This window comes from Bacillus inaquosorum (assembly GCF_023238325.1).
Lineage (GTDB): Bacteria > Bacillota > Bacilli > Bacillales > Bacillaceae > Bacillus > Bacillus inaquosorum.
Genome location: NZ_CP096592.1, coordinates 64248 through 89955, shown reverse-complemented (window position 1 = coordinate 89955; position 25708 = coordinate 64248). Strand labels below are relative to the sequence as shown.

Here is a 25708-nt window from a genome sequence, read left to right as displayed (position 1 = left end):
GATTTATTTAAAAATGAATTAACAGGTACGTTTTGTCTTGTTTAGTTTTCAAAGATCATTTTCGTTCACTTCGTTCAAGCGACTTTATTATTATAACTCGATGACTCAGTGAAGTCAATAACTTTTTTGAAGTTCTTTTTTTCGTTATCGCCTTGTTTAGCGGCAACGAATAATAATATACCACCTTGTAAATAATAGTGCAATAGTTTTTTTGAAGAAATACTTAGGAATTTAAAAAGAGCGGCATCCCTTCATAGAGAAAGGATGCCGCTCTTCTTTATTAGCGTTGTCTCATTTGCGGGAATAACAGCACATCGCGAATAGAAGGAGCATTCGTCAGAAGCATAACCAGACGGTCGATACCGATGCCTAAGCCTCCTGTTGGCGGCATACCATATTCCAGAGCTTCAACAAAATCTTCATCCATTAGATGAGCTTCATCGTTACCAGCTTCACGCTCTTTTAATTGCGCTTCAAAGCGTTCTCTTTGATCAATAGGATCATTCAGCTCTGTAAACGCGTTTGCGTGTTCACGGCCAACGATAAACAGTTCAAAACGGTCTGTGAAGCGCGGATCCTCTGGGTTTTTCTTAGCTAGAGGAGAAATTTCTACAGGATGTCCGTAAATAAACGTTGGCTGAATAAGCGTTTCTTCAATTTTTTGTTCGAAGAACTCGTTGATGATATGGCCTACTGTCATTGAGTCTTTAATCTCTACGCCATGTTCTTTTGCATATTCGCGTGCCTGCTCAACAGTAACCTCTTCCCAGAAATCAATACCAGTCGCTTCCTTGACTGCGTCAACCATATGGATTCTTTTCCACTCAGGTTTAAGATCGATTTGTTCATCCCCGTATTGGATCGTAGTTGTTCCAAGCACTTCTTGGGCGATATGAGCAACAAGGTTTTCAGTTAAGCTCATGATATCTTTATAGTCTGCATACGCTTCATACAACTCAATCATCGTGAATTCAGGGTTATGGCGTGTAGAGACACCTTCATTACGGAAAACACGGCCGATTTCATATACTTTTTCTAAACCGCCGACGATCAGGCGTTTTAGGTGCAGTTCAATGGCAATACGCATATAGAGCGGAATATCTAACGCATTGTGATGGGTGATAAACGGACGTGCAGAAGCTCCCCCAGGAATGCTGTGCATTGTTGGTGTTTCTACTTCTAAGTATCCATGATCATCAAGGTATCTTCTCATAGCTTGAATGATCTTGCTGCGTGTAATGAACGTATGTTTGCTGTCTGGATTTACGATAAGATCCAGGTAGCGCTGACGGTAGCGCTGCTCAACGTCTTTTAAACCATGGTATTTGTCAGGTAGCGGACGTAGCGCTTTTGTCAGCAATTCAAAAGAAGTGGCTTTAACAGACAATTCGCCTACATTTGTTTTGAAGACTTTTCCGGTTACACCGATAAGATCACCGAGGTCAGAAGACTTGAAGATTTCATATTGGTTGTCACCGACACTGTCTTTTCTTACGTAGATTTGGATTTGACCTTCTAAGTCCTGGAGATGCGCAAAGCCGGCTTTTCCTTTGCCGCGTTTTGTCATCATGCGGCCTGCGATTGTGACTTCAATTGCTTTTTCTTCTAACTCTTCTTTGGTTAGATCTTGATATGCCGAAATAACTTCCTGAGACTGATGAGTTCTTTCAAAACGTGCGCCGAACGGATCAATGCCGTTATCTCTCAGCTGATTCATTTTATCGCGTCTGACTTGCAGCTGGTCGTTCAATTCTTCATGGTTATGCTCTTCTTGACTCATTGTTATCACTCCATTACAGATATTGTTTCATGCAAAAAGCAGAAAAACTGCCAGCGCAAAACTGGCAGTGAGCAGCAAATAGAGGTTAGTATTATCCTACTTTTGCGTCTTGAAGCTCTTTTGCCTCAACTTCAACAGTAAATGCATCTAAAAGCTGTACAAGCTCTTCTCTTGTCTCGCAATGGTTGATTTCATTACGAACCTTTGCATTGCCTTTTACGCCTTTCAGATACCACGCAGCGTGTTTCCTCATTTCTCTTACCGCTACGTTTTCACCCTTTAAGTTAATCAGGCGGTCAAGATGCAGTTTGCATACCGCCATTTTTTCGCGTACTTGCGGCTCTTCTTTTAATTCGCCTGTTTCGAGGTATTGAACCGTACGGTAAATCATCCACGGATTGCCCAGTGCAGCGCGGCCGATCATGACACCGTCTACTCCTGTTTCCTCAAGCATGCGCTTAGCATCCTGCGGCGTCTTGACATCGCCGTTTCCGATAACCGGAATCGATACTGATTGTTTTACTTCTTTGATGATGTCCCAGTTTGCCGTTCCTTCGTACATCTGCACTCTTGTGCGGCCGTGAAGTGCAACTGCTTTTCCGCCCGCACGTTCTACAGCTTGTGCGTTTTTCACTGCAAAAATGTGGTCTTCATCCCAGCCCATTCTCATTTTCACTGTAACTGGTTTATCAACGGCATCCACTACTGCAGAAACCATTTCATAGATCTTATCTGGATCGAGAAGCCATTTCGCTCCCGCGTCACATTTTGTAATCTTTGGTACAGGACATCCCATATTAATATCAATAATGTCAGCAGTTGTGTTTTGATCTACAAACTTCGCCGCTTCCACAAGGGTTTCCTTTTTTCCACCGAAAATTTGAAGGCTAAGCGGTTTTTCACGTTCATCAATGTAAAGCATACCCATGGTTTTTGCATTGTTGTAAAGGATCGCTTTATCACTGACCATTTCAGCACATACCAATCCAGCTCCGAATTCCTTGACAGTCAATCTGAATGCTGAGTTGCAGACACCAGCCATTGGGGCAAGCACAACCCGGTTTTTCAATTGAATATCACCGATTTTAAACATTTTTTCCTCCTTTCATTTGTTATATTTTTCTGGCGGCGCTAATTCGTCCGCGCTTATATTTAAAACATCTGCTACATCTTGAATAATGGCAGCTGACGGCAATCGGTTTCCGCGTTCAATTTCGCCGAGAATAGAAACTGATATACCTAATGCTTTTGCAAATCCTTCTTGAGTATAACCTTTCAGCTTTCTGAATGCACGAATTCGTCTACCCCAGATTTCTGCTTCCATACTCTTACACCTTCTTGGTCTGTTTCCGCGCTTGTTGCCTCTTTTTCAACCTGCGGGCAAATCTCCGCAAGCGGTGCAAGGACAAACAAACGCTCATACATTCTCGGATGCGGAACAATTAGTTGCTCTGTTTCAATATTTTCACGATTAAACAGCAAAATGTCAAGGTCTGCCGTCCGCGGTCCCCATCTTACTTCCCTTGTTCTGCCTAAGTCATTTTCTATATGCTGCGTTAGTTCAAGGAGTTCAAAAGGATTCAGCGACGTCTTGATTTCAACAGCCATATTCAAAAATTCATTTTGGTCCTCGTATCCGACCGGGTCAGTTTCGTAAATGGACGACACTTTAGTGACTGTCACCGCATCATGCTGGTGCAGTAATGCCACTGCTTGCCTTAAATACGTTTCTCTATCTCCAATGTTAGATCCGAGTGCAATATAAGCTATGTTGTTCATGATTTTTTTCTCGTGATTTCGATTGCTACTGATTTATAGTGTCCGGGAATTGGCGGGTCAGGCTTAATCACTTTCACAGTACATTGCTGCACCGGCTGAAATTTCTTGAGCACAGTGTCGGCAATACGTTCCGCCAGCGTTTCCACCAATTTCACAGGCTCCCCTTCTACGATATCTTTACATACGTGATAGAGCTCAGCATAGTTAATTGTTTGCTCAAGGTCGTCTGTTTGTCCGGCTTTACTTAAATCCAACTCAGCGGTTAAATCAACTTTAAACCGCTGTCCAAGCTTATTTTCTTCTTTGAACACACCGTGGTATCCGTAAAACTCCATGCCTTCTACATAGACTTTATCCATGGTGCACCCCTCCCTTATTCAGCATCGCGTCCATCATTTTGGCCATTCTGGCAATTTGTTTTACGTCATGGACCCTGACAATGTCACAGCCTTTTTGAATGCCGAGACACACGGTCGCACCTGTGCCCTCAGCCCGCTCTTCAGGCGGAAGATCCAGAACACGTCCGATGAATCTTTTTCGGGAGGTTGCCAGAAGAATCGGATATCCCAGTCCGCTGAAAATTTCAAGTTTGTTCATCACTGCCAAATTATCGTGATAGGTTTTCGCAAACCCGATACCGGGGTCAAGGATAATGTTCTTCTCTTCTACTCCGGCCTCAACAGCGATTTTTACACTCTTCATTAAGTCCGACAGCATATCCGGCAATAAGTCATTGTAATTTCTCTCTGGACGGTTATGCATGAGAACAATTGGAACATTGTGTTCTGCTGCAACGGAAGCCATCTTAGGATCATGTTTCGCTCCCCAAATATCATTGATAATGGATGCGCCGGCTTTCACAGCTTCATCTGCTACAGAAGCCTTGTACGTATCTACAGAAATCGGGACGCCTAATTCTTTTGTGATCCGCTCAATTACCGGAATCACTCTGGACATCTCCTCATCCTCTGACACACACTCAGCGCCAGGCCTTGTCGATTCTCCTCCGATATCAATGATATGGGCGCCGTCATCGATCATCTCTTTCGCGTGCAGCAGCGCCTTGTCCAAGTTGTCATATTTTCCGCCGTCTGAGAAAGAGTCAGGCGTTACGTTTAAAATCCCCATCACCAATGTCTTCTCTTTATATGATAAAGCGCTGGGCTTGGTGTGGATTACTTGTGTTTGGTCTATCGTTTGCTGCGCCATTCTCTTCCTCCCTTTTCATGAATCATGTTCTTTATTTCTTTTTTGTATAGCGTTTGAAGAGCAGAGGCTGCTTCTCCGCTTCGGCCCGCATAGTTTACTGCTTCTATTTTAGTAAACGGGATGATCTCAAGAACCGAGTTCGTCATCCACGCTTCGTCAGCTGTCATGAGAGCTTCGAGCTCGTATCGGCCCGTTTTGAGTTCCAGTCCTATTTTCTTTGCATTTTCCATGACAAAACGTCTCGTGACACCGTCCAGAATGCCGGTGTCGAGCGATGGAGTATAGATGCAGCTGCCTTTTCTCCAGAAAACATTTGATATGATGCCCTCCGCAACAGCTCCATCCTCAGTTAAGAAAATCCCTTCGACACCCGGATCATTTCCGATTTCCCGTTTCGCATACATATTATTTAAGTAATGATGAGATTTTAATCGGAACGGCCCCTCTGGTGTGTTTCTCGGTATCGATAATACCTTTCCTTCTTTTTGCAAAGGAAGACTTTCTGGTTTCAGCTGGTTCACAAAGCATAAAACAGTCGGCTTATCGTATGTCTGGGCGACAAAGCCTTTATCGCTGATTCCTGCTGATATGTCCAGCCTGACGCGGGCATTGCCATCCTTTATATCATTCAGCCAAAGCAGCTTGTCCAGCATCTCGAGGATCTCATCCTTTGAAACAGTATATTCGATTTGCAGATCCTTAAGCGCACGTTCAAGCCTTTCTATATGCCAATCAAGCAAAAACGGGCAGCCTTCGTAGAGCCTGAAGGTTTCAAAAACACCGATCCCATATAAAAATCCATGGTCAAAAGGAGAAAGAACTGCATCTTTCTCCTCTATATACCGGCCGTTAACATATATCATCACGCAATAGCTTCCTTGCGGTATGTCTCAATGAAATTTCTGAGCATTTCTTTCCCAAAGGAGGTCATAATAGACTCTGGGTGAAATTGCACGCCCTCTATCGGGAGGTCATTGTGGCGAATGGCCATGATTTCTCCTTCTTTCGTTTGTGCTGTTACTGTAAAACAGCTTGGCAGCGTCTCAGGTTTTACGATCAGCGAGTGGTAACGAGTCGCGACAAGGGGATTTTTCAGTCCTTCGAAGATCGTCTTGCCGTCATGCTCGATATCAGAGGTTTTCCCGTGCATAAGCCGCTCTGCCCTAACGACGTCACCGCCAAACACTTGTGCGATGGACTGATGTCCGAGGCATACACCAAAAATGGGAATTTTGCCTGCGAAATGTTTAATTGCTTCAAGGCTGATCCCTGCCTCATCAGGACTGCATGGTCCAGGTGATATCATCAGAAAATCAGGAGAAAGCTCTTCGATTTCTTCGATCGTGATGTCATCATTGCGTTTCACAATCAGTTCTTCCCCAAGCTCGCCCAAATACTGCACCAAGTTGTACGTGAATGAATCGTAGTTATCAATCATTAAAATCATTTCTCCGCTCACCTCATCTAATTTTTGTCTCTTCTTTGCTCAGCTCTAACGCCTTTTGCATCGCAAAAGCTTTTTTGAATGATTCTCTGTATTCGTGCTTTGGAACAGAATCAATCACAACTCCTGCGCCGGACTGCATAAATGCCTGCCCCCCGGTTGCATAAATGGTTCGAATAACGATATTAAACTGCAGATCGTGATTAAATCCAAACCACCCTATAGATCCAGTATAAAGCCCGCGGCGTGTCGGCTCAAGTTCTTCTATAATTTCCATTGTTCTTACTTTGGGAGCACCTGTAATGGTTCCTCCGGGAAATACAGCATGAATAATATCTACAGCATCATACCCATCCTGCAATTCACCTTGGACGTTAGACACAATGTGCATCACATGCGAGTATTTTTCAATTGCCATGAATTCGTTCACGCGCACAGACCCGTAACGTGATACTCTTCCCAGATCATTTCGCTCAAGGTCAACCAGCATGACATGTTCAGCGCGTTCTTTTTCATTGTGGATCAATTCGTTTGCGAGCGCCTCGTCTTCTTCATCAGTTTTCCCTCTGGAACGGGTGCCTGCAATCGGTCTCGTCTCTAATCGTTTGCCCTTTTTGCTGACAAGAAGTTCAGGCGATCCGCAAATGATTTGGAAATCAGGTGTTTCTAAATAGGCCATATACGGAGAAGGATTTACTTCTCTCAGTGTTTTGTATATTTGATATGGATGGGCAGACAGTGACTGTGACTGTCTTAATGATAGATTGACTTGAAACACATCTCCGCTGGCAATGTATTGTTTGATTTTCTCTACAGCTTGTGAGAATCCGTCCTCAGTAAATGGTGCCGCGAAGGAACCTTCTGTTTCATGCTTCATCTCTCTCGAAGGGACAGCTGGAAGCTCAGTCAGCCACATCCGCTCCAGCTCAGATAGCTTCACCTCCGCAGATTCCTGATCAGAACCATTAACATGAGTAATCAGCCACAGAGTCTCTTCTTGATGGTCATAAACTGCTATATCATCAAAAACAAGAAAATAAATATCCGGTGTTTCCAGATCATCTAATGAGAGCATTTTAAAGTTTTCAATGTAACGTGCGTAATCATAGCTGAGAAAACCGATTGCCCCGCCTTGAAAATCCGGAAGCTCATGATCTGTTTCTGTTTCCAGCGTTTTAAACCAGCTGTGGAAGGCACGTAATGGATCACCTTCTTGAAACAGCATCTCATCACCATGCTTAATAGTGGTGATTCCGTCTTTTCCTTTTACAGTCGCAATTGGATCAAGACCGGCTATAGTGTATCTGCCGCCTCTTGCACTTTCAAGCAGTACATGCTGTTTTTTGGATTGCGCAAGTTTCTCAAATTGTTGTAAGAATGAATCTTTTTGAAAAGGTACTTTTTTGCCTGCCGGTCTGCGTTGTGCCATTTATATCATTCCTCTATTTTCTTTTTTGCTTGTTTTATATTGTAAAGCAATCTTGTTAGTGAAAAAAGTGAATTTCTCTTCCAAGAATAACATTCGTCGCAGACACGGCATATTTGATGCACGAATATAAAAAAACTCCCGGCGGACCGGGAGTTTTGCTTTTTTAATCGAATTGATACAGCGGCGTGCTCAGATAACGTTCGCCGTTACTTGGAATGATGGCCAAAACTTTTTTGCCTTTTCCGAGTTTTTTCGCTACTTGAAGAGCAGCATAAATTGCCGCACCTGATGAGATGCCTCCGAGAATTCCTTCTTCACGTGCAGCTCTGCGCGCATATTCAAATGCTTCTTCATTCTTCACAGGGAAGATTTCATCGTATACTTCAGTGTTTAAGATGTCCGGCACAAATCCAGCTCCGATTCCCTGAATTTTGTGGGGGCCTGGTTTTCCTCCTGCAAGCACTGGAGAGTCTGACGGTTCAACAGCGTATATTTTGATAGAAGGGTATGCTTCCTTCAGAACTTCGCCCGCTCCTGTAATCGTTCCGCCTGTTCCGATCCCGGCTACAAATGCATCAACCTGGTCATCACCGAATTGCTCAACGATTTCTTTACCCGTTGTTTGGCGGTGAATTTCTGGGTTAGAAGGGTTGTTAAACTGCTGAGGCACAAAGTATCCGTGCTTTTCAGCAAGCTCTTCCGCTTTCTTAATAGCGCCTTTCATGCCTTCCGCACCAGGAGTCAGCACAAGCTCAGCACCGTACGCGCGAAGAAGGTTGCGGCGCTCCATGCTCATTGTATCAGGCATAACCAAAATGGCTTTTAATCCTTTAGCAGCTGCAACCATCGCAAGCCCGATTCCAGTATTTCCGCTTGTCGGTTCAATGATTGTATCACCGGCTTTTAATTTTCCTTCTTTTTCAGCGGCTTCAATCATGGCTAAACCGATACGGTCTTTTACACTGCTTCCAGGGTTCATGTATTCAAGCTTTAGATATACATCCGCACTGTTTTCATCTGCAAGGCGATTTAATTTAACGATTGGCGTATTCCCAATTAATTCAGTAATGGAGTTTGCTACACGTACCATTCTCGACACCTCAATTTCCGACTATTTGTATTGGTATTATGTATATAATCTATCAATTTCAAAATTTTTTGTCAATCACTTAGTACTTTTTTCCCCATAAAACCAAGATACATCGGCTTCTTTCCAAAGCGTTTTGACTGTAGCTTTATCACCTAACTGATCCATTGCGATTTGCCGTCTGATCTGATCCTTTACTTCAGCATATGAGAATGTCCTTGCCTTTAGCTTTTCTTTCAGCTGAATCACGGCATATCCGTTACTGACCTTTATCGGTTCTTCAGACCATTCATCCTCATTGAGTGTTTTTGCTTCTTCAATGTATGCTGACGGAATGTTGTCTGATGCTTCTGTGACAAAACCTAAATCTCCGCCATATGGCGATGTATATCTGTCTGTAGACCTTTCCGCTGCGACAGCTTCAAAGCTTGAGCCGCCTTCAAGTTCTTTCAAGACTTCTCTCGCTTCTTCTTCATCTTTTACAACAATGTGCCGAATTCGATACGAATCATCAAACTGATACAGTTCTTTATTTTTATTATAGAATGATTTCATTTCACTGTTTGAGATATCAATATCCCTTGTTAACAACTCTTCAAGGAGGATATTATAACGAATTTGGTCTTTCCACTCCTTCTCAGTTGTATGTTCGTCTTCGTAAAAAGAATTGTTGACCGCTTTAATCAGCAAAAACTCACGATCAATTTCGCTTTTAGACACTTTGAGATCGTTCTTTTTGGCGAGCTGCTCAACGACTCGGACATTGATCATATCTTCAAGTGTCGACTTTCCATATTGATCTTCCATTTCTTTCAGCCATTCTTCTCTTGTCACGCTTTTGCCTCCGATCGTCGCAATAGACTCACCGGACGGCGATGCGCCTGCCTGGGATTTCGTCAGCGTATATGCAACAGCAATACAGCAAACCAACAGCGCCCCTAAAATAACGGTCCAGATTGTTCTTGATTTCAAACCTGCTTTCAGCCCCTTTTCTCAAATTAAAAAAACCCGCTAAAGAGCTTAGCGGGTAGTTTGGTCACGAAGCCCTTCCAGCTCTTCTTTTGTAAATAAGTACTTTTCATTACAAAAATGGCATACTGCTTCGGCTTGTCCATCTTCTTCTATCATATCTTGAATTTCTTTTTTGCCTAGTCCTAAAATGGCTGTTTCGAAACGTTCTTTTGAACAAGGGCAATGGAACCTGACAGGCATCGTTTCCAAAATCTCAGGCTTCTCGCCTAGGACTTCTTCCAGAATTTCTTCTGGTGTAAGCCCTTTTTGGATGAGCTTAGAAATCGGCTCTACTTGAGATAGACGCTGTTCAATTTTTGTGATCGTTTCATCGTCTGTTCCCGGCATAAGCTGAATAATAAAGCCTCCTGCCGCAAGAATGGTATTGTCAGGATTCACGAGCACACCTACGCCCACCGACGAAGGAACCTGCTCCGAAGACACAAGATAGTAGGTGAAATCATCGCCCAATTCTCCTGAAACAATTTCTACTTGTCCTGTGAAGAACTCGCGCAACCCTAAATCTTTTACGACACTTAACGTTCCGCTTGTACCAACGGCACGTCTGACATCAAGCTTGCCTTGTTCATTTAAATCAAAATGAACTTGCGGGTTAGAGACGTATGCTCTGACTTCCCCTTTTGCATTGGCATCAGCCACAATTGCTCCGATCGGACCTCCGCCTTCGATTTTCACTGTCAGCTTATCATCGCCCTTCAGCATAGCGCCGAGCATAAGCGAAGCTGTCATTGTGCGGCCCAGTGCAGCGGATGCTGTCGGCCACGTACCATGGCGTCTTTGTCCCTCACTTACCATATCAGTTGTTCTCGCTGCATAAGCGCGAACTTTTCCGTCACACGCAAGTGCTTTTACTAAATAATCCATTACAAAACCTCCTATACACTTCCTACGCGGTTTCGTTCATAAATCAATTCCAGCCCTTTTAGGGTTAAGAATGGATCAACGATATCTATACAATCTGATTCGTTTGCAATGAGCGGCGCAAGGCCTCCTGTCGCAATGACCTTTGGTTCCTGTTTTGCCTGCCATTTCATTCGCTTGACGATTCCTTCCACTTGACCGACATAGCCAAATAAAATTCCAGATTGCATCGCGCTTACAGTGTTTTTTCCGATAATATTGTCAGGCCGGGTGATTTCAATACGCGGAAGCTTTGCCGCACGCGAGTAAAGCGCCTCTGTCGAAATCGTAATCCCAGGAGCAATCGCTCCGCCCATGTATTGTTTGTTTTCATCAATATAGCAGTATGTTGTGGCAGTTCCGAAATCGACAACAATTAACGGATTGCCGTATAAGTGTATCGCTGCGACAGCATTTACGATTCTGTCTGCTCCCACTTCTTTCGGATTGTCATATTTTATATTTAAACCGGTTTTCATACCCGGACCGACAATTTGCGGTTCGATATGAAAGTATTTTGTGCACATTCTTTCTAATGCAAACATAATTGGCGGCACTACTGATGAAATAATAATGCCATTTATCTGTTCAAACATGAGCCCAGAGTGCTCGAACAAAGAGCGTAAAACCATCCCAAACTCATCTTCTGTTTTATGCCTGCTTGTTTCTATACGCCAGTGATATTCTAATTTTCCCTCATGATATACACCAAGAACAGTATTGGTGTTCCCCACATCAATAACCAGTAACAACCTCTATCACCACTTTTGAATAGTTTCTCTATATTACTTTTACAAACATTCTACAATACCATACACGATCAGCGGCTCATTTGTAAACAAATCGATACCAGAATTGGATGATCGCAAAAGCGGCTGCCGAGGCATGATTTACACAAAAAAACTGCCAGCGTCAGCTGGCAGTTTTTAGATAGAAAGCGAATTACTCTTTTGTATCGTCTTTCTTTTCTTCTGTTTTTGTCAGAATGTTTACTTTCACATCATCGTTCTTTTCATCATCAGAGAAATTGCGTTCAGGCAATGTTCCATGATCAACAAGGTGTTTGATTTGTTCAGCGTCAAGTGTTTCAACTTTCAGAAGCGTTTGAGCAATCAATTCAAGCTTGTCACGATTTTCAGTCAGGATTTGTTTCGCACGCTCATAACATTCTTTGATGATGCGCTGAATTTCCTGATCAATCTCGTAAGCGATTTGATCACTATAGTTTTGTTCATTGTTGAAATCACGGCCTAAGAATACCTGACCACCCTGAGACTGTCCAAATTGCAACGGTCCCAGTTTTTCTGACATACCGAATTCTGTAACCATTCGTCTTGCAATATTCGTCGCACGCTGGAAGTCATTGTGCGCTCCTGTGCTGACTTCACCGAAGATAATTTCTTCAGCGACACGTCCGCCCAAGAGACCGACAATTTTATCAAGCAGCTCCGGCTTTGTTTGGAAGTAACGGTCTTCTCTTGGAAGCATAACTGCATAACCGCCAGCCTGGCCCCGAGGAACAATCGTTACTTTATGAACCATATCAGCCTCATCTAAAACGAGTCCGATAACGGTGTGTCCGCCTTCGTGATAAGCCACGATATTGCGTTCTTTCTTGGAGATGACGCGGCTCTTCTTAGCAGGTCCGGCAATGACACGGTCCGTCGCTTCGTCAATATCACGCGCATCGATTTTTTTCTTGTTTTGACGAGCCGCCACAAGAGCAGCTTCATTCAATAGATTTTCTAAGTCCGCGCCTGAGAAGCCTGGTGTTCTCATGGCAATTGATTTCAGGTTAACCGTTTCATCCAGCGGTTTGTTTCTCGCATGGACTTTCAATACAGCTTCACGGCCAATGACATCTGGGCGGTCCACTGTGATTTGACGGTCAAAACGTCCCGGACGAAGTAAGGCTGGGTCCAAGATGTCCGCACGGTTCGTCGCAGCAATGATGATGATTCCTTCATTGGCGCTGAATCCGTCCATTTCAACAAGCAATTGGTTAAGCGTCTGTTCACGTTCATCGTGTCCGCCGCCGAGACCCGCTCCACGCTGGCGTCCCACTGCGTCAATTTCGTCAATGAAGATCAAACAAGGCGCATTCTTTTTCGCATTTTCAAACAAGTCACGTACACGGGAAGCACCGACACCTACAAACATCTCAACGAAATCAGATCCGCTGATGCTGAAGAAAGGAACGCCAGCTTCACCTGCACAAGCTTTTGCCAGCAATGTTTTACCGGTACCCGGAGGTCCGACTAAAAGCACGCCTTTAGGTATTCTTGCGCCAAGCTCGGCAAACTTGCGGGGATCTTTAAGAAACTCAACAACTTCAACGAGTTCTTGTTTTTCTTCATCAGCCCCTGCAACGTCTTTAAATTTGACACGTTTCTTTTCCTCTGTATACAGCTTCGCCTTGCTCTTACCAAAGTTCATGACACGGCTGCCGCCGCCTTGAGCCTGATTGAGCAGGAAGAAAAACAGAATAAAGATAATGACAAACGGGATGATGGTCGTCAGGAATGTCACCCATCCGCTTGTTTCTTGAGCGGGCTCAACCTTTACGTCTGTCTTTTTCAAAGCATTAAATATCTGGTCTGCTCCCTTTCCTTCAGGAACATGAGTCAAAAAGTATTGATCTTTGTCGTAATTTTTCAGCTGTCCTTTTACCTCATAAACACCTCTGACAGGCTGAACCGATACGCTATCAACTTTCCCGTCATCCAGGTTTTTGATAAACGTACTGTACGACATATTTTCTGTTTTCGGATTTGAGGTCTGGAAGTAGCTCACAACCCCGATTACTACTAATAAAATAAGTAAATAAAAAATGGTATTACGGAAGACCCGATTCATTCCTTACCTCCTCCCACAGTAAGCACAACTATGTTCAATAGTACCATAGAAAATCATTCCAATACAAACAATAACCATCTCGGAAGCAGGCTGCCGATCAGCTTTCATAAACTGCCGGTTTTAACACTCCGATATAAGGCAGATTGCGATAGCGCTCAGCATAATCAAGTCCGTAACCCACTACAAACGCGTCAGGAACTTCAAAGCCTACAAAGTCTGCTTTGATGTCTGCTTTTCTTCCGCTCGGTTTATCCAAAAGGGTAACAATCTTAATTGATTTTGCTTTACGGTATCGGAAGAGCTCTACTAGATAACTTAAGGTTAACCCACTGTCGATGATATCTTCAATAATTAAGATGTCCCGGCCCTCTACAGATGTATCCAAATCTTTAATGATTTTTACTTCTCCAGAAGAAACCGTAGAATTTCCGTAGCTTGATACATCCATGAAATCCATTTCCAAATATGTATCAATATGCTTGATAAGATCCGCCATAAAAGGAAGTGCTCCTTTTAACACACCGATTGCCAACGGAAATGTATCTTGATACTCGCTCGTTAATTCTGTGCCTAACTCTTTTACTTTCTCTTGTATCTCTTCCTCTGAGATCAGTACTTTCTCGATATCATGTTTCATCATGATTTTGCTTGCCCCCTACACTTTTCATGCTGTCTATATTGTAATACAATGCGGTCGCTGTTTGGAATCACAAGATCTTCAAAAATTGATTTTTTCAAGCCCGGTATCCAGATAATTTCACCGCTTGCGTCCGTTACAATCGGCCAGTTGTCTCTTTCTCGGAGAGGCAATTTCTTATCAATAAATATATCCTTTACCTTTTTTGAGCCGTTCATCCCTTTTAGTTTGATCCGGTCTCCAGCTTTTCTTGTCCGGATCGTTAAGGGAAATCGCACCTTTTTTTCACTTGTAATAAAAACAGCATTCCCATGTTCTTCAGGCAAATCCGCATAATGCTTTGCCTCTATCAGAAATCCATTGGGGAGCACTGCCGTTTCATCAGCAGCTCCGCTTATTTGGTATTCAAAGGGAACATTTTTGCACTGCCATTGTTCAAATGTAAACAAACATGTCTGATATGATTTGACCACCTTCAGCCCTTTCGGAAAGTCCAATACTCCTGAAGGACTGCCCTTTTCCGCCCAATCAAGAAACTGCTGAATATGATGAGCTGAAAAGGATGATGGAACGTTTTCATAAAGATAGTTTAATATTAGTTGAACTCCTCTTCTTTGTAAAGGCATCGGGAGGGCAAGCAATTGAGAGGAATTGATTTCAACTGATGTATTAGACTGGCTTGTGATTACTTTATTCATTTCGTCTTTCGTTAATGACTGTAAGAATTGCTCATCTTCCGTCAGTGCCTCACTCACTTTCTGAAACCTTTTATGCACATCCGGTGATTCCTGTTTCAAAAATGGTAGCACTGTTTTTCTGAACCTGTTTCTTGTGTAATCATCTTTAGCGTTGCTTTCATCCGTCCGGTAGCTCAAGCCGTTTTCACGGCAATAGTGAAGGATCTCTTCCTTTGTAATGGTTAAGAACGGCCTGATGATCCGCCCCGTCCCAAAACGTCTGACCGGCTGCATTCCTGCAAGTCCTGCTCCAAGCGTGCCCTTAGCCAGTCTCATAAGCATCGTTTCAACTTGGTCATCACCATGATGCGCAAGCGCCAGATAGTCCGCTTGATGCTTCAACATGATTTCCTCAAAAAACTGATAGCGGCAATCACGTGCTGCAGCCTGCTTATTGAGACCTTTTTCCTCTGCATAAGCGGTTACATTGATTTGAGCCGTTTCGCATGCGAGCTGTTCAGCCTTACAATAAGCTTGGACAAAACGCATGTCCTCCTCGGATTCCGTGCCCCTGAACCGATGGTCAACGTGAGCCGCGATAATATTTGCTGAACGGCCGCATAACGTATGCAGCGCGTGAAGAAGAGCCATTGAGTCCGGACCGCCGGAAACGCCTACAATGATTGTCGCCCCTTTTAATGCAAGATGATGTTTGCTAAAAAAATCTTTGACACTTTTCACAATGTCCTCCTCACAATGAGCAGGTATTTTAAAGATATTCATATCCTATCACTTTCAATCCTTCCAAGCAAAGAAGAAGCATAGGCTTTGCAGTTTGTGCCATTCAGATTAAGAAAAAGATAATGTAGGCGAAATAAAGCGCTAAAACGCTGATCACGATAAGTGTTGTTTCAAATAATCCGCCCGACTTAGCCGCCTTTTGTTTAGGGATGTATCGCGTCTTTGTTACTTTTCCCTGACGCGGTTTCTGCTGTCTTTGTCTTGTAGCAGGCTGCGGTGGTGCTTTTGCAGCTTGTTTTCTTTGTGCTGCCTTTTGCCCCGCGTCGAGCATATCCTTCTTCATTTCATCTGCGGATTGATAATCTCCGTTTAATGCTGACAAAAGCACTTTTTTATACTTTTGCAGCAGCGGGTTTCCATCGATTAGAGACCTAAGCTGTTCCTTAGGCTGGTTTGTTTTCTTGAATTCTTTTTTATGCACACTGTTGATCATAATCATGGCAACTGCGAACAGATCATAGGATGGCTCTGCTTTTCTTGTTCCATACCCCCAATAGCCTCTGTCGTAAAACTCCGTATACTCTTTTATCGCCCGACCTTCCTTTGTCGTGCCGCCTACATCAATGCAGCGGATTCTTGCAGGCGGACCGGTTACAATCAGATTATCAGGTTTAAGATCGCCGAATATCCATCCTTGCTGGTGAAGTACCGATAAGCTGGATAACAGCTGAATCATCAATACCGGTATCCATTCTGCTCCTTTATCACTGACATACTTCAAAAGCAGCGGGCCTTTTATGTATTCCATTGCATAAAATGAAACTTTCGTATTGGCACTGGGAATATAGGCATCATCCGTATCAAAAAAAGAAGGCCCCATCGTAACGGACTGGGCCTTTGAGAAAGATTTCAAGACATTCACTTCAGAAGTAATAGACAGGCTGTCATCACTCAACTTTAAGGCAACATGTCCATCTGATGCTTCTGCCAAATACACAATTCCATTGGCCCCTTTTCCAAGCTGTTTACGCAATGTATAAGTGTTTCCATTCCACTTGCCTTTGATTGTCGTACCCGGCTTGAGGCTACATGCCAAACTCGTCAAAGCGTCGTTCATCATCTGCCAGCATGCTCCTTCTTGAGCGGATTTTTTCAAATTGCATTGTCGCTTCACGTATCGCCGGACCTGTTGGCGTGATGCCGCCTGTCGAAAGCTTCGCAAAGAGAGTGGAAAGAGATTGCAGCTTCGGTGTCCAGTTCAGCACAAGCTCGACCTCTTGTTTTTTCCCGGGAAATATACACATTGCAAATTCGTTATTCCCGATTCGGGAATTGAGGCTGACAGACAAATCAATCAGCGCCTCTTTTACTGTAGGGAGCTTAGGCGCCATACTTGCGCTTGTATCAACAAGAACCAAAACCTGAAGATGCACCGTTTCTCCAAGCTCGTCTACCACTTCCATGACTTCGCCGCGTTTTTCCGGAGAAAGCTCCTCCATTTCCACATTCTTTCCAAGAATTTGTTTCAGCTCTTGATTGACTACCCCTTGTAAGGTTTGCGTCATTGCTTTTTTTGTTACCATTTGAACAGTTTGCGAAAGCTGAGATGCATAAACGACCTGATGCACGCCGCCTCCGGCAAGCGCAATTCCTTCGACTTCCTTCATTGCCTCAGGGTCAATTTGGTTTTCTTCCATTATACCTATGACATTTACCGTAATCCCCTGCTCTTTAGCAAAAGCAGCCATTGCAAGCGGGTCTTCCCCATGGTTCGAGCAGCCATCTGTTATCAGCAAAATTTGATTTAAATGTCCGTTATTCACATTCATTCCTCCTGGAGAATACGAGGATTCTCAGATTCCTATATTCCCATCTTCGCCAGAAGAAATTTGATTTATACGGAAGCGTTATGAAATTTCTTGTTTAGTTTGAAAGATTGCCGGAACAGGAATGGATGCCCACTTCGGTGTGTTGTGGTCAATCCGGACGACAACAACTGTCATGTCATCTTCAATTTGGCCGGATCTCGTGCGGATGACTTCCTCCATGAGCAAATCAGCAATCTCCTGCGGGTCATTTGTTTTTAATCCTTTCATTTTACGTTTCATCCATAAGTCATGATTTTCTACATGCTTAGGCCCCTCAAAAATGCCGTCACTCATCATAATCAAGAGGTCACCCGCTTTCAGCTGCTCACTCACAACCTCCACATCAAATTCATTTATAATACCGATTGGCAGATTGCTCGCTTGAACTTTCATTACCTGGTCTCCCCGTTTGATAAAGCTAGGCGTCGATCCGACTTTCAAAAATTTACAGCTGGCATCTTGAAGATCGATAATAGATAGGTCAAGCGTGGAATATATCTCATCAGTTGTCCTTAGGGACAGTATACTGTTGATCGTTTTAATTGCTATTTTTTCATCAATCCCCGATTCAAGGATTTTCTCAAGAAGCTTGATCGTTTCATTGCTTTCGAAGTGCGCCCTTGCGCCATTGCCCATTCCGTCACTGATTGCCGCAGCATATTTTCTGGCTCCTAGCTCCATCATGCTGTAGCTGTCGCCCGAGACAAGGCCGCCGCCCTTCGCAGCGTGAGCCGCACCTGTAGACACCCTGTATGATTTGGTTGACCCAAAGGCAACATGACTGTATCCACTCGGATGCGGAGAGTGCTGTTCAGCTTTCACAAGAATTTGTTCCTCCAGAATATCAGAAAGCATAGGGGCAATGATTTTTTCACTTTCTCCATGTCCGCTGAAAGGAATGGTCATTTCAATATCGATATTTCCTTGTTCAAGACTATATATCTCTACATGCTGAATCTCGATTCCGAAATGCTGAAGGGCCTCTATGATTTGCTCTTCCTGCAGAAAGTGCTGTTCTCGCTCTCTTTTTATTTCCCGAGAAAAGTCTGCCATGACTTCAGAAACACCCAAAAGCTGTTCAGCAACAAGACGCCTGCTGTCTTGGACTTTTTTCTTGAGCGTCAAATGGGCATGATGATGTGCGAGTTCATCTTCAATCAGCTCTTCAACCTGCTTTGATTTAGAGCAATGCTGATGAAACTCTTTTTTCAGCCTTCGGTTTGATGCATATTCTTTTTCTTCTGTTTCAAGCATAACTTGTTTCATTAAGTCATATGTTTTATCAAAGTTCTGTACCCAGCACCTGTTTTTCTTGTAGCACGTCTGACAGGAATGCTCCGTGATCTTGCTTAAAAACAGATCAACTTCGCTGTCATCTGTCTGTTCGTCTGATGCTTGATAAAAGGTTGCAAAGCTTTCAGACAGCGCGTGAAATACATTGGAGAACTGGTCTACCTTCTGAGCAGTGACATCTCTGATTTTCCTTGCATATTGCTGCTGCTCTTGAAGATGCTCCACAGTTCCCGGAATATATCTCGCCACTTTTTTAGTGATTGATTGAGGTGTAAGCAAAAACAGGCCGACTGCGATTAATGACTCATAGAGCGTTGTCATCAGACCGGCAGAGCCTTCACCGTACAAAGAAATAAGAAGTGATCCAACAATCAGACCGATTGCTGCGCCCGCTTTTTTCCCTTCCTTCAGTAAACCGCCTAATAAACCGGAAAAAGCGAGCAAACTCATTTGATAAAGATTTCCGATATTCGCCAAACCAAGAATCAGACCGGTCACGACACCAACTGTACAGCCAATGCTTGCTCCGCCAATAAAGGAAAAACTCAGTACAACATAACGAGCCAGTATATGCTCTGCCTGCATCCCTTGATAGGACAAGCCCGCAAGCCCCGTCAAAACGGAAGCAATAAGTATCATAAAGCAAATGATTTCTTCTATTTTTAAAGATTGTTTTACTTTTTTCACAGTGAAAATCGGAAGGCTCTGAAGGAAAATCAGCGTCAAAATAAAGGATAGTCCGGCTTCTACAACAGCCATCACATAATCATAGGTTGTAAACGTGCCATTTTGAGCGTAAACAAACCCAGCTCTTGCAGCAGCCATGGAGAAAAACACGACAATCGGGAGTGATTTCACACGATCGTCGGTGATGAAGGCGGCCACTTTAGAAAATACGAAGAATGCCAGCAATGCCGCTAGTATGAGCAATGAGTGCTTCGGAGAAATGGTCAGCGCACCTGCAAGCACAGCCAAAACCGCATAAAGCGCCTTGTCTCTTCTGATGAGGAGCATCGCCCCAAAGAAAGGAAGTGCGAAAGGAAGCACCTCGGATAATATGAAAGCCCGTCCAAGCAAAAATCCGATGACGACATAAATGAATCCTTTATAGAAAAACAGTGAATGCAAATGATGAGTCACCAGCTTCGTGCCCCTGTTAAAAAACGATTGGAGTTTTTCCAAAGCTTGTCCCGCCATTGGCCCGTTCACTCTTCTTTCTGCTTTTTCCATTCCTCTCATCTCCCACCTGTTATATTCGTTGCCTGTCATTATAGCGAAAACACAGATAGGATTTTGTCAAAAGAAGGTAACAATACCAAAGAAATCTTCGACGGTTTCTGCCTTGATATTCGGTTATCAAAAGAATTTCTGGAATGTTGTCTAAAAATGAAAAAAATCGGCTTCTGCAAGAGAAACCGATTTTTTAGGATGACCCGTACGGGATTCGAACCCGTGTTACCGCCGTGAAAGGGCGGTGTCTTAACCGCTTGACCAACGGGCCAAACAAATATGGTAGCGGCGGAGGGGATCGAACCCCCGACCTCACGGGTATGAACCGTACGCTCTAGCCAGCTGAGCTACACCGCCATATTGTTTGGTGCTTCTAAGCACAAGTTATATAATACAAAGGTTTGTCCTTTTCGTCAACAGAAACTTTAATGTTATAATTTTCTGACTTTTAAAGCGAAAGAGGATAACAAAAAAAGCATCCGTCGGGATGAACGGATGCTTCATTTATTTATAGAAAGCAGCAAGTTATCCTCTTCTTGCTCCGCGCCCTCCACGTTTTGATTCCGTATTGCGTTTTAAAGATGACAAGCGGTCTTCGCTGTCTTTTAAAAACTTATTCATTTTCTGTTCAAAAGATTCTTTCGGACGGAAATCATTTCTAGGTCTGGCTTGCGGACGGTCTTTAGCTTTTTTAATAGATAAACCAATTTTCCCGTCTTTTTCAACGTTGATGACTTTCACTTCAACTTGGTCGCCGACTTTTAAGTGATCGTTAATGTCTTTGACATAGTTATCAGCTACCTCACTGATGTGAACGAGACCGGTTGAGCCTCCAGGCAATTCAACAAATGCTCCAAAATTTGTAATACCTGTTATTTTCCCTTGCAACTTGCTGCCAACTTCAATCGACATAAAAAAAGTGCTCCTCCTTAGGCTTATAAAAAGATCGTTTGCTTAATTATACCTAAATAAAAATTTAAGTGTCAACAAGGCTACTTGCTCTTCTTCTCCACATTGAAGATAATTTCTCCGTCTCCAGACATGAATAAGTCCCTTCTGGCAAGCTCTGTGACGTAATCCTCATCCTTCAATTTGGATATTTCTTCTTTTAAATCTGCTTGTTTTGTCTTTAAACTTTTCAGTTCTTTTTCAAGCTGTTCCTTCTTTTCTTCTTTTGCGCTAAGGGAAGATGTTTGGGACCATACAGAGCTTGCCAGCACAATTGCCGTCAGGAATACTAGGGCGCCGAATACAGTCAACCGTCTGTACAGCCCTTTGCGTCTTCTTTTCTTCAGCTGATTCTGCCGCTCTACTTGTTCTTTATAGTCGTTTTGTATTTCAGTTATCGTTCGTTCTCTGGAAAAATTCAAACCAGACGGTCCTCCTTTCATCTCTTCAAAAAACGTGTGATGGTCGTTCTTATGGTTACCAATAGTTTCTTCTTCTTTTTGAGAAATCCTGCACCTTTTTCAAAATAACGTCTAAAAGTTAGACGCATCTTTTCAGGAAGAAGTTTCAAACATTGTTTTGCGATAAAACGGATCGGAAAACACAGAACCATGGCTATTTTATATAGACACAACAAGAGAAAAACGATCAGGCGGTATGTTTTCTTTACTAAAAACGCCGCCAGCCAGATGATCGCTCCGCATGTCCACACAATAGGACGAAATAACACGTGCTGAATGAGTTTTTTGAAGAATTGATAAACAGAAACAACAAGGTAAATGACGAATTTCAGTATTTTTATATAGATTCGTTTGCAAAGGCTCTGATACGTCGCAACGCCCAGCAGAACCGCTAAAAAGATGTAAAGCCTGAATTCTCCCTCATTTACATGAAGCAAGACATAAAAGAAAAGCAGCCCTTGCACAATCCAGAAAAGAATATCATGAATAAATAATAGCCATCTGGCTGTTTTGGCACGAATGACAAAGAGCCGGTATGTATCAAGCGACGCCCCAAGCCAGAGGCCCATACCGGACATCGCCAGCATTGTATAGAATTGTGTCGTCAGCGTCATTTAAACAACTTGCTAAAAAACCCTTTAGCTTTATCCCCTTGTTGTTCATCTAAGTACACTAAATCAAATACCCTGCCTTTAATGGAAACAATCCCTTTTTCCACATCTAAATTTTTCATCTGCAGGTTTTGGCCTCTGACTGAGAGCATTCCCATCACAGTTTCCAGCAGGAATTCTTCATTATCAAAGCTCTCCACTTGCTTAACCCCAGAAATATCTAAATGCTTCCGGCCTTTCATTGTCACATCATGCTGTTCCGGAACAGACGAAGAACCTTTTTGCTCATAATATGAATTCATCTATTCAGCCCCCATATCCTCGATACTTTTAGCATTATTACTGCATTGTATGAGGCGGGGGATTTTTTTAGAACAAGCCTATTCGCCGAGTTTTTCTTCCTTTAGGATCGTATACATGTTTGCAGCTTCTTCTTTTTTCGTCGTGTCTTTCAACTCATTGACTTGAACCGTTACAAGCTTTTGGCCGAAGCGGACCGTTAGTTCATCCCCCGGTTTTACGTCAGAGCTTGCTTTAGCCTGGTTTCCGTTAATAGAGATGCGTCCCTGGTCAGCTACTTCCTTTGCTAGTGTACGTCGTTTAATCAGCCGTGATACTTTCAAAAATTTATCTAATCTCATATTTATGATCTCCTCTCAGTTTCTTTTGCTTCATTCCACAGTTTGTCCATGTCCTCAAGAGACATATCAGCCAGCTTGATTCCCTTTTCCTGTGCTGATTCCTCAATATACGAGAACCGTCTCCGGAATTTGTCATTGGTCATGGCCAGCGCTTCCTCCGGTTCTATTTTGTAGAAGCGGGCTACATTCACAAGTGCGAACAAAATGTCGCCAAACTCAGCCTTGAGATTGTGTTCATGAGGATCTTCAGAAACCTCAGAAGAAAACTCCTTCATTTCCTCGCTTACTTTTTCCCAAATATCGCTGACGTCTTCCCAATCAAAACCGACCTTCGCTGCTTTTTTCTGCAGTTTAGCAGCTTTTGAAAGAGCTGGAAGGGTTTTCGGCACGCTGTCTAATAAGGATGCTTCGGATGTATTTTTTTCGGCTTTTTTTATGTCTTCCCAATTTGCCAAAACATCGTTTTCATCCTGAACCTTAACATCTTTAAACACATGGGGATGTCTTCGGACCATTTTTTCACTGATACCTTTTATGACATCATCAACTGTGAAATAACCTTCATCTTCGCCAATCTGCGCGTGGAGTAAGACCTGAAGCAAAACGTCGCCAAGCTCTTCGATCATATGGTCTGTGTCTTCTTCGTCAATTGCTTCAAGAAGTTCATAACACTCTTCAATCATGTACTGTTTTAATGACTGATGCGTTTGCTTTTTATCCCACGGACATCCATTAGGCCCGCGAAGCTCTCTGATGATGCTTCGGAACGCGGAGAATTCGTGATAAAGCAGCTTCTCTTCTTTAATCGGCGGAATATACACACTTGTTAAGTTATTCAAGGCGACATTACGGTCCAGCTCAAATAAAGGCACTGTCTGGATCTCCTCGTCACGGCTTCCAGCCGCTGTCACGATCACAACCTCATAATCATCAGGCAGCTTTTCCATCAATGTCAGCTTGACTTCAGAAGCCGTCATTTGGTCGTAAACCTGACAAATGATCAGGTGGTGTCTGAGCTCAAGCTCATCCGCGGACAATGTGCCGGCATCCACAAATTGAAAGCCTTCAATCGGGTCGATTTGCAAGGCATTGAATGTGGCATCAAGAAAACTTTGTCCTCCCGCGACTTTTACTTGGACGTTTTTCTCTTTCTGCCGCTCCGTCAGCAGCTGTACTGTTTTTTCCGCGACAAAAGGGTGTCCCGGTACAGCATAAACCACGTCCTCACGCTGTGCCTCTTCTAAGAGGATATTTGCAATTTCTTCATATACCTCATCGAACTGGTCATGTTTCTCATATATATCATCAAAAAAACGGATGTTCTTCGTTTCTTTTTCAAGCTCCTGAATTAAGGGATGATCCTTGGTTCTGACATACAGCGTATCAGCTTTTGTCAGCAGCTTATGTATACCAATTGTCAATTGGTCCATGTCTCCGGCACCAAGTCCGACGACTGTAATATTACCCGCCATTTTGTTCTCTCCTTCTCATGATTTTGCTTAACTTGCTGCCAAAAGGCACACTGTTCAGCTCTTCATCTGTAAATATTCCCAATTTCATCATACAATAAATAAACACCGCGCCACCAATGGCGACAGCAGAAAGACTTTCAATCGCAGCCGCTCCTCTTCCTGCTGCAGGATACAAGAAAGTCCAGAGACGCATATACGCAAGCAAGACAGCCGACATCAAAAGGGCACATCCAATAATCGGAATCATAACGGCTCTTAGCTTATTGAGCCATTCCTTTTGCCGAAGCTGATACAAGTTAAGCCCGGCGACAGCAGCAAAGGAAGCCGCTGTTGCAAGTGATGCACCTTCAATCCCATAGCGCGGTACCAAAAGGGTGTTTAACACCCATTTCACTGCAACACCTGCGCCCACCGCTATCGCAGGAAAAACTGTGTATCCCGCCCCCTGCAAAACTGCGGCTGCCGTGACTGCCAGAGATGCAAACAAAATGGAGCAGCTAAATATCTGTAATGCAGCTGTCCCTTCACCATTTTGAAACAGCATGATATTGACCGGCTCAAGAATGCAAATTAATCCAGCCGACGCGCCTGTACCCAATACAAGACATAGTTTTAAAGAAGACGTGACTTTTTCTTTCATGATCTTCAGCTCTTTGTTCTTTACGGCCTTAGAAATATACGGAACGAGTGACGTCGCAATGCTCACTGCGAAAACTGAACCAAGCTGCAGCAAGGGCTGTCCCCGATCATAAATCCCCTTTAGGCGTTTCGCTTCTTCACTCGCCTCACCGTCCGAAAGCAAAGAATATAAATTCAAAGCATCAACAAGCTGGATAAACAAAAGCAGCAAACTGCTTACACAAATTGTAACCGAATATAAAAGCAGTTTTTTCATTAGTTCTTTTGTTGTTATGACATTTTCATTTTGCGTTTCCGTTTGTTTGTCTCTTTTCACTTTAAACCAAAAAAATCCAAGTATCATCAACGCAATGAAACTCCCGGCAAGAGACCCGGAAGCAGCTGCCGCTCCCGCAGTATAAAGCGAGGCTCCCTTTTTGACGAGCCAAAATGATAATCCCAAGAGCACCGCAACCCGCAGAAATTGCTCTGTCATCTGCGATAAAGCTGACGGGAGCATATCGTACCGCCCTTGAAACCCGCCTCTAAGCAACGCGACAAACGGGAACAGCAGAAATGCAAACGCAGTGACTTGAATTAACACGGCGAGATGTGAGTCTCCCATAAAAAGTGCGATTGGAACAGCACCCATATATAAGCACAGAAATAATAAAACACCAATGAAAGACAAAAACAACGCTGACATTTTTAATATGGTGTGATGGCTTTTTTCACTGTAATCATTCATCAGTTTCGAAATAATGACCGGAAATCCTGATGTTGACAGCATGACCGCAATACCAAGAAAGGGATAAACCTGCTGATATATATAAAATCCAACATCGCCGACAATGTTTTGAAACGGGACTCTGTACACGGCGCTTAATATTTTTGAGATAACGCCTGCCAGAATTAAAACAAATGCCCCCTGCCAAATCCAATGCCGTTTGACGCCTATTGAATCGTCCATCCAAAAGCTCCTTCCCAACGTCAGG

At 43.4% G+C, this 25708-nt stretch carries 26 protein-coding genes and 2 tRNA genes; all 28 read right to left on the bottom strand.

What is annotated here, in order from left to right:
* Window positions 1-280: 280 nt before the first annotated feature.
* On the bottom strand, window positions 281-1780 hold the full coding sequence (gene lysS / locus M1M80_RS00480; protein ID WP_060397786.1) for a lysine--tRNA ligase: 1500 nt from the start codon (window positions 1778-1780) through the stop codon (window positions 281-283).
* Between the two features lie 91 nt (window positions 1781-1871).
* Window positions 1872-2873 carry a tRNA dihydrouridine synthase DusB gene (gene dusB / locus M1M80_RS00475; protein ID WP_003242073.1) on the bottom strand — a complete coding sequence of 334 codons (1002 nt, stop codon included), beginning with the start codon at window positions 2871-2873 and terminating at the stop codon, window positions 1872-1874.
* Between the two features lie 12 nt (window positions 2874-2885).
* Window positions 2886-3104: a helix-turn-helix domain-containing protein gene (locus M1M80_RS00470; RefSeq protein ID WP_060397785.1), complete on the bottom strand. Its 219-nt coding sequence runs from the start codon at window positions 3102-3104 to the stop codon at window positions 2886-2888.
* Complete coding sequence (gene folK, locus M1M80_RS00465; protein ID WP_060397784.1) at window positions 3056-3559, bottom strand: 2-amino-4-hydroxy-6-hydroxymethyldihydropteridine diphosphokinase; 504 nt, start codon at window positions 3557-3559, stop codon at window positions 3056-3058. Before folK ends, M1M80_RS00470 begins: the two co-directional genes overlap by 49 nt.
* Window positions 3556-3918 (bottom strand): dihydroneopterin aldolase, encoded by a 363-nt coding sequence (folB, locus tag M1M80_RS00460; RefSeq protein WP_003242079.1) that lies wholly within the window; start codon window positions 3916-3918, stop codon window positions 3556-3558. The genes folK and folB overlap by 4 nt, the downstream gene beginning before the upstream one ends.
* Window positions 3911-4768: a dihydropteroate synthase gene (gene folP / locus M1M80_RS00455; protein ID WP_060397783.1), complete on the bottom strand. Its 858-nt coding sequence runs from the start codon at window positions 4766-4768 to the stop codon at window positions 3911-3913. Before folP ends, folB begins: the two co-directional genes overlap by 8 nt.
* A complete protein-coding gene (pabC, locus tag M1M80_RS00450) occupies window positions 4750-5631 on the bottom strand; it encodes an aminodeoxychorismate lyase (protein ID WP_060397782.1) in 882 nt (293 codons plus the stop codon). Before pabC ends, folP begins: the two co-directional genes overlap by 19 nt.
* Window positions 5631-6215 (bottom strand): aminodeoxychorismate/anthranilate synthase component II, encoded by a 585-nt coding sequence (pabA, locus tag M1M80_RS00445; RefSeq protein WP_060397781.1) that lies wholly within the window; start codon window positions 6213-6215, stop codon window positions 5631-5633. Before pabA ends, pabC begins: the two co-directional genes overlap by 1 nt.
* A gap of 13 nt (window positions 6216-6228) precedes the next feature.
* Window positions 6229-7641 (bottom strand): anthranilate synthase component I family protein, encoded by a 1413-nt coding sequence (locus M1M80_RS00440; RefSeq protein ID WP_060397780.1) that lies wholly within the window; start codon window positions 7639-7641, stop codon window positions 6229-6231.
* 163 nt (window positions 7642-7804) lie between these two features.
* The gene (cysK, locus tag M1M80_RS00435) at window positions 7805-8731 is read right to left on the bottom strand and encodes a cysteine synthase A (protein ID WP_003242091.1); all 927 of its coding nucleotides are present in this window, start codon (window positions 8729-8731) and stop codon (window positions 7805-7807) included.
* A gap of 75 nt (window positions 8732-8806) precedes the next feature.
* Window positions 8807-9700, bottom strand: a complete 894-nt coding sequence (locus tag M1M80_RS00430) for a peptidyl-prolyl cis-trans isomerase (RefSeq protein WP_060397779.1) — start codon at window positions 9698-9700, stop codon at window positions 8807-8809.
* Between the two features lie 48 nt (window positions 9701-9748).
* Window positions 9749-10624 (bottom strand): redox-regulated molecular chaperone HslO, encoded by an 876-nt coding sequence (hslO, locus tag M1M80_RS00425; protein ID WP_060397778.1) that lies wholly within the window; start codon window positions 10622-10624, stop codon window positions 9749-9751.
* Window positions 10625-10635: 11 nt separating this feature from the next.
* Entirely contained in the window at window positions 10636-11412 is a 777-nt protein-coding gene (locus M1M80_RS00420) for a type III pantothenate kinase (protein WP_060397777.1), read from the bottom strand.
* A 190-nt stretch (window positions 11413-11602) separates the two neighbouring features.
* Window positions 11603-13516, bottom strand: coding sequence for an ATP-dependent zinc metalloprotease FtsH (gene ftsH / locus M1M80_RS00415; protein WP_003242099.1), 1914 nt, complete (start codon window positions 13514-13516; stop codon window positions 11603-11605).
* Between the two features lie 97 nt (window positions 13517-13613).
* Window positions 13614-14156: a hypoxanthine phosphoribosyltransferase gene (gene hpt, locus M1M80_RS00410; RefSeq protein ID WP_003218388.1), complete on the bottom strand. Its 543-nt coding sequence runs from the start codon at window positions 14154-14156 to the stop codon at window positions 13614-13616.
* Window positions 14153-15571, bottom strand: a complete 1419-nt coding sequence (gene tilS / locus M1M80_RS00405) for a tRNA lysidine(34) synthetase TilS (protein WP_003242103.1) — start codon at window positions 15569-15571, stop codon at window positions 14153-14155. The genes hpt and tilS overlap by 4 nt, the downstream gene beginning before the upstream one ends.
* Before the next feature lie 103 nt (window positions 15572-15674).
* On the bottom strand, window positions 15675-16691 hold the full coding sequence (prkT, locus tag M1M80_RS00400; protein WP_060397776.1) for a serine/threonine protein kinase PrkT: 1017 nt from the start codon (window positions 16689-16691) through the stop codon (window positions 15675-15677).
* On the bottom strand, window positions 16657-17394 hold the full coding sequence (locus M1M80_RS00395; RefSeq protein WP_003242107.1) for a vWA domain-containing protein: 738 nt from the start codon (window positions 17392-17394) through the stop codon (window positions 16657-16659). Before M1M80_RS00395 ends, prkT begins: the two co-directional genes overlap by 35 nt.
* Before the next feature lie 84 nt (window positions 17395-17478).
* Entirely contained in the window at window positions 17479-19962 is a 2484-nt protein-coding gene (spoIIE, locus tag M1M80_RS00390; RefSeq protein WP_060397775.1) for a stage II sporulation protein E, read from the bottom strand.
* A gap of 199 nt (window positions 19963-20161) precedes the next feature.
* Window positions 20162-20233 (bottom strand) — tRNA-Glu (locus M1M80_RS00385).
* A 9-nt stretch (window positions 20234-20242) separates the two neighbouring features.
* Window positions 20243-20319 (bottom strand) — tRNA-Met (locus M1M80_RS00380).
* A gap of 168 nt (window positions 20320-20487) precedes the next feature.
* Window positions 20488-20874 carry a S1 domain-containing RNA-binding protein gene (locus M1M80_RS00375; protein ID WP_003218379.1) on the bottom strand — a complete coding sequence of 129 codons (387 nt, stop codon included), beginning with the start codon at window positions 20872-20874 and terminating at the stop codon, window positions 20488-20490.
* Between the two features lie 80 nt (window positions 20875-20954).
* Complete coding sequence (gene divIC, locus M1M80_RS00370) at window positions 20955-21332, bottom strand: cell division protein DivIC (RefSeq protein WP_003242110.1); 378 nt, start codon at window positions 21330-21332, stop codon at window positions 20955-20957.
* Between the two features lie 17 nt (window positions 21333-21349).
* Window positions 21350-21985, bottom strand: coding sequence for a spore cortex biosynthesis protein YabQ (gene yabQ / locus M1M80_RS00365; RefSeq protein WP_060397774.1), 636 nt, complete (start codon window positions 21983-21985; stop codon window positions 21350-21352).
* Complete coding sequence (gene yabP / locus M1M80_RS00360; RefSeq protein WP_003242114.1) at window positions 21982-22284, bottom strand: sporulation protein YabP; 303 nt, start codon at window positions 22282-22284, stop codon at window positions 21982-21984. The genes yabQ and yabP overlap by 4 nt, the downstream gene beginning before the upstream one ends.
* Window positions 22285-22362: 78 nt before the next feature.
* Entirely contained in the window at window positions 22363-22623 is a 261-nt protein-coding gene (locus M1M80_RS00355) for an RNA-binding S4 domain-containing protein (RefSeq protein WP_003226716.1), read from the bottom strand.
* A 2-nt stretch (window positions 22624-22625) separates the two neighbouring features.
* Window positions 22626-24095, bottom strand: coding sequence for a bifunctional methyltransferase/pyrophosphohydrolase YabN (gene yabN, locus M1M80_RS00350; protein WP_060397773.1), 1470 nt, complete (start codon window positions 24093-24095; stop codon window positions 22626-22628).
* Window positions 24085-25683 carry a putative polysaccharide biosynthesis protein gene (locus M1M80_RS00345; protein ID WP_060397772.1) on the bottom strand — a complete coding sequence of 533 codons (1599 nt, stop codon included), beginning with the start codon at window positions 25681-25683 and terminating at the stop codon, window positions 24085-24087. Before M1M80_RS00345 ends, yabN begins: the two co-directional genes overlap by 11 nt.
* Window positions 25684-25708 lie beyond the last annotated feature (25 nt).

Bases quoted from the DNA above. Each gene is read 5' to 3' on its own strand.
- lysS (WP_060397786.1), bottom strand. From the start codon at position 1,780: ATGAGTCAAGAAGAGCATAACCATGAAGAATTGAACGACCAGCTGCAA.
- dusB (WP_003242073.1), bottom strand. From the start codon at position 2,873: ATGTTTAAAATCGGTGATATTCAATTGAAAAACCGGGTTGTGCTTGCC.
- M1M80_RS00470 (WP_060397785.1), bottom strand. From the start codon at position 3,104: ATGGAAGCAGAAATCTGGGGTAGACGAATTCGTGCATTCAGAAAGCTG.
- folK (WP_060397784.1), bottom strand. From the start codon at position 3,559: ATGAACAACATAGCTTATATTGCACTCGGATCTAACATTGGAGATAGA.
- folB (WP_003242079.1), bottom strand. From the start codon at position 3,918: ATGGATAAAGTCTATGTAGAAGGCATGGAGTTTTACGGATACCACGGT.
- folP (WP_060397783.1), bottom strand. From the start codon at position 4,768: ATGGCGCAGCAAACGATAGACCAAACACAAGTAATCCACACCAAGCCC.
- pabC (WP_060397782.1), bottom strand. From the start codon at position 5,631: ATGATATATGTTAACGGCCGGTATATAGAGGAGAAAGATGCAGTTCTT.
- pabA (WP_060397781.1), bottom strand. From the start codon at position 6,215: ATGATTTTAATGATTGATAACTACGATTCATTCACGTACAACTTGGTG.
- M1M80_RS00440 (WP_060397780.1), bottom strand. From the start codon at position 7,641: ATGGCACAACGCAGACCGGCAGGCAAAAAAGTACCTTTTCAAAAAGAT.
- cysK (WP_003242091.1), bottom strand. From the start codon at position 8,731: ATGGTACGTGTAGCAAACTCCATTACTGAATTAATTGGGAATACGCCA.
- hslO (WP_060397778.1), bottom strand. From the start codon at position 10,624: ATGGATTATTTAGTAAAAGCACTTGCGTGTGACGGAAAAGTTCGCGCT.
- ftsH (WP_003242099.1), bottom strand. From the start codon at position 13,516: ATGAATCGGGTCTTCCGTAATACCATTTTTTATTTACTTATTTTATTA.
- hpt (WP_003218388.1), bottom strand. From the start codon at position 14,156: ATGATGAAACATGATATCGAGAAAGTACTGATCTCAGAGGAAGAGATA.
- prkT (WP_060397776.1), bottom strand. From the start codon at position 16,691: ATGATGAACGACGCTTTGACGAGTTTGGCATGTAGCCTCAAGCCGGGT.
- spoIIE (WP_060397775.1), bottom strand. From the start codon at position 19,962: ATGGAAAAAGCAGAAAGAAGAGTGAACGGGCCAATGGCGGGACAAGCT.
- M1M80_RS00375 (WP_003218379.1), bottom strand. From the start codon at position 20,874: ATGTCGATTGAAGTTGGCAGCAAGTTGCAAGGGAAAATAACAGGTATT.
- yabQ (WP_060397774.1), bottom strand. From the start codon at position 21,985: ATGACGCTGACGACACAATTCTATACAATGCTGGCGATGTCCGGTATG.
- yabP (WP_003242114.1), bottom strand. From the start codon at position 22,284: ATGAATTCATATTATGAGCAAAAAGGTTCTTCGTCTGTTCCGGAACAG.
- M1M80_RS00355 (WP_003226716.1), bottom strand. From the start codon at position 22,623: ATGAGATTAGATAAATTTTTGAAAGTATCACGGCTGATTAAACGACGT.
- yabN (WP_060397773.1), bottom strand. From the start codon at position 24,095: ATGGCGGGTAATATTACAGTCGTCGGACTTGGTGCCGGAGACATGGAC.
- M1M80_RS00345 (WP_060397772.1), bottom strand. From the start codon at position 25,683: ATGGACGATTCAATAGGCGTCAAACGGCATTGGATTTGGCAGGGGGCA.